Origin of the sequence: Bacillus sp. JJ1521 (assembly GCF_036965165.1) — a bacterium.
GTDB lineage: Bacteria > Bacillota > Bacilli > Bacillales > Bacillaceae_L > Ferdinandcohnia.
The window spans coordinates 1-3,203 of sequence record NZ_JBALOX010000127.1; the positions used below are offsets into that span (position 1 = coordinate 1).

The 3,203-nt window shown below is 37.2% G+C and carries 4 protein-coding genes; 2 read left to right on the forward strand and 2 right to left on the reverse strand.

The window, feature by feature from the left end:
- The first annotated feature begins 106 nt into the window (after positions 1-106).
- Complete coding sequence (locus V7147_RS16975) at positions 107-295, forward strand: hypothetical protein (RefSeq protein ID WP_335369018.1); 189 nt, start codon at positions 107-109, stop codon at positions 293-295.
- Between the two features lie 37 nt (positions 296-332).
- Here V7147_RS16975 and V7147_RS16980 read toward each other — a convergent pair whose 3' ends face one another.
- Positions 333-1,271, reverse strand: coding sequence for a DHH family phosphoesterase (locus tag V7147_RS16980; protein ID WP_335369019.1), 939 nt, complete (start codon positions 1,269-1,271; stop codon positions 333-335).
- Positions 1,272-1,401: 130 nt separating this feature from the next.
- On the opposite strand from V7147_RS16980, the gene V7147_RS16985 reads away from it, so the two are divergent.
- Positions 1,402-1,701 (forward strand): YtpI family protein, encoded by a 300-nt coding sequence (locus tag V7147_RS16985; RefSeq protein ID WP_335369020.1) that lies wholly within the window; start codon positions 1,402-1,404, stop codon positions 1,699-1,701.
- Between the two features lie 41 nt (positions 1,702-1,742).
- Here V7147_RS16985 and V7147_RS16990 read toward each other — a convergent pair whose 3' ends face one another.
- The gene (locus V7147_RS16990; protein ID WP_335369021.1) at positions 1,743-3,053 is read right to left on the reverse strand and encodes a CBS domain-containing protein; all 1,311 of its coding nucleotides are present in this window, start codon (positions 3,051-3,053) and stop codon (positions 1,743-1,745) included.
- Positions 3,054-3,203: the final 150 nt, after the last annotated feature.

Here is a 3,203-nt window from a genome sequence, read left to right on the forward strand (position 1 = left end):
TGACCCACATCGTGTGGGTCTGATTTTTTAGAAAATTTTAAATTTATATAGCATTTTTAGGCGAAAATGAAATAAAATAAAATTAATACGTACGAGGAGGGAATAAATGTATATTAACCGCAGAAAACTATTAAATGAAAAAATGGCTCATATAAAGAATGGATACTCGGCTTACGCAGAATCCCCAGATGTCATAAATGCGATAAAAAAAGAAATTGAAGCATTAAATCTTAATGTACTTGAAGAAGTAACCGAATTAGGCTCGTGGTTCATTCCAGTCAAGGTCGAGAGCTAAAAAAGTCGCACTCAAATTTGCGCGCGACTTTATTTTTTTAGTTCTGATTGCAAATATCCTGCAAATCAGCGACAACCTTGTCTACATCTTCCCATGAATAGATAGTTGCTCCCGATGCAAGTGGATGCCCACCACCATTATATTTTTTAGCAACTCCGTTAATGACTGGCCCTTTTGAACGTAAACGAACACGAATTTGATCCTGTTCCTCAACGAAAAACACCCATGTTTTAATATTTTCTATATTTCCTAAGTTACTTACAAGCTGCGAAGCTTCTGTAGATGTTACATTGTATTCTTTTAGAATATCTTTTGTAATCACCATCCAGCCAACACCATCTTCAGTAACCTTGTAGTTCTGATAGACATAACCACTCAGACGCGCAACATTTTCCTTTGTTTTATACAAATTCTCGTAAACTTGCGGAAAATGAAAGCCATATTCGATTAATTCTCCAGCATATGTAAATGTCTTTTGATTTGTATTTTGAAACAAAAATCTACCGGTATCTCCGACAATTCCAGCAAATAATAGTCTTGCAGCTTCCTTTGTAAGTATAAATCCTTGATTTTTCCCTTGTAGGTAAAGCTCATAAATCATTTCGCTGCAAGAGCTCGCATTTGTATCAACCCATAGAAGGTCTCCATAAGGGTCCTCATTTGGGTGGTGATCAATCTTGATTAATTTTTTGCCGTGATTATAACGTGTATCTGAAATCCGTCCCTGATTTGCAGTATCGCAAACTATCACTAATGCGTCTTCATACAATTCATCAGGAATTTGGTCCATTTCCTTAAGAAAGACTAATGAAGGTTCATCTTCGCCAACGATAAATATATTTTTAGTTGGAAACGAGGCTTTAATGATTTCCGCTAATCCACATTGTGAACCATAAGCATCTGGGTCTGGCCTTACATGGCGATGAATGATAATCGTATCGAATTCAGTTATTGTTTTAAGTATGTCTTGTATCATTTCGTTTCTCCTTTTTAATGATTCTATAATCCTGGTTTCTTCACGAAGTTTCCACATTTCATTCACTAGTATTTTGGATGGGTTCTGAGTTACAATAGGAATAACAATCTATAATTGGAGGAAGCTTCTTGTGAATATACTTGTTATGTTAGTCATTTTTGCATTCGGGTTTTATTTTTATTATAAAACAAAATACTTTCGCTCAAAACGTCCCATTGAAAAACAATGGCTTTCAGCAAAGTCTAGTATAGCACTTGGACTGTTTGTTGGTCTTTTTGGTTTAAATGCATTTTTTGTTCATCCTTCTACCATTTCATACGTCATTGGTACCATCCTTATCTTAGTTGGCGGAGGTAGTGTATGGGCTGGATTCCGTGCTTATAAGCATTACCTACCATTTGTCATTAAAGAAGCTGAACAGCAAGGGTAATGAAAAGAGACGCGTTTAAAAGCGTCTCTTTTTGTCTGTATTTATCTTTCTATTAATTGGGCCATCATCATTGCCTTTCCAACTACGATTCCACCATTGAAAACTTCAACATCAACTTTACCAAATCGTCTTCCAACCTCTAAAACTCTTGGGTGAATTTCCATCGTACTATCAATTTGAACAGGCTTCATAAAATAAACCGTCATATTTTCAATAACAAGATCACCTTTTTTAAAGGATTTGAGTACTCTATTGGCAGCCTCAGTGACAATCGTTGTAAACACACCATAGGAAATCGTTCCCAAGTAATTTGTCATTTGTGGAGTTACTTCACATTGGTAAATAGACTCTCCGTCAGCAGAAATATCGACCAGTTGATTAGTGACAATATCATCAATCGTTTCTCCAACCTGTGGTTGACGACCAATCATTTGAAGGGCTTTTAAAACATCCTGACGACTAATGATTCCTTGTAATCGATTTGATTGATCAACGACCGGAAGCATTTCAATTCCTTCCCACACCATCATATGGGAGACAGATGCAACAGATGTTTTTCCGTTCACAGTCATTGGATGTTTTGTCATCACTTTTTCAATGAGTACATTTTGTTCCTGTCCCATAATGTCTTTTGCAGTCACCATTCCAACGACCTTGGATTGATTATCAATAACAGGATAACGTCCATGTCCTGTTTCAGTATTATGTTCATACCACTTCTCAACTTTATCTGTAAGGTGCAGGCTAACTGTCTCTGTGTTCGGAGTTAAAATATCCTCAACCAACACAATCTCCTTTTTTATGAGCTGATCATAGATTGCCCGGTTAATCATAGTTGCAACTGTAAAGGTATCATAGCTACTTGAAATAATTGGGAGTTGCAGCTCATCAGCAAGCTTTTTTACATGATCGTCCGTGTCAAAGCCACCCGTAATTAACACAGCAGCTCCTGCATTTAAAGCATATTCATGTGCCTTTGTACGGTTACCAACAATCAATAGGTTACCAGCACCCGTATATCGCATCATCGCCTCAAGCTTCATTGCGCCGATTACGAATTTATTTAATGTTTTATGTAGACCGGCTTTTCCGCCAAGCACTTGTCCATCAACAATGTTGACAACTTCCGCGAAGGTCAGTTTTTCAATGTTTTCTTTTTTCTTTCGTTCAATACGAATCGTTCCTACACGTTCGATTGTACTAACATATCCCTTATTTTCCGCGTCTTTAATTGCACGGTAAGCCGTCCCCTCACTTACCTTCATATCCTTTGCAATTTGTCGAACCGAAATTTTCTCACCAATCGGAAGTGTGTCAATATACTGTAAAATTTGCTCATGCTTCGTCGCCAAGCTCTTCACCCTCTAATAGTCATTCTTTGTCTAGTTCCGTTATTTTCTTAACTCTATTATACGGGTGAAGTTGGTTTTATTCAATTTAATACAATTCAAATACGCCAACGCGTATTTGCGCACAGATTTTGGCCCACAGGAAGTGGGTCA

Bases quoted from the DNA above. Each gene is read 5' to 3' on its own strand.
- V7147_RS16975 (WP_335369018.1), top strand. From the start codon at position 107: ATGTATATTAACCGCAGAAAACTATTAAATGAAAAAATGGCTCATATA.
- V7147_RS16980 (WP_335369019.1), bottom strand. From the start codon at position 1,271: ATGATACAAGACATACTTAAAACAATAACTGAATTCGATACGATTATC.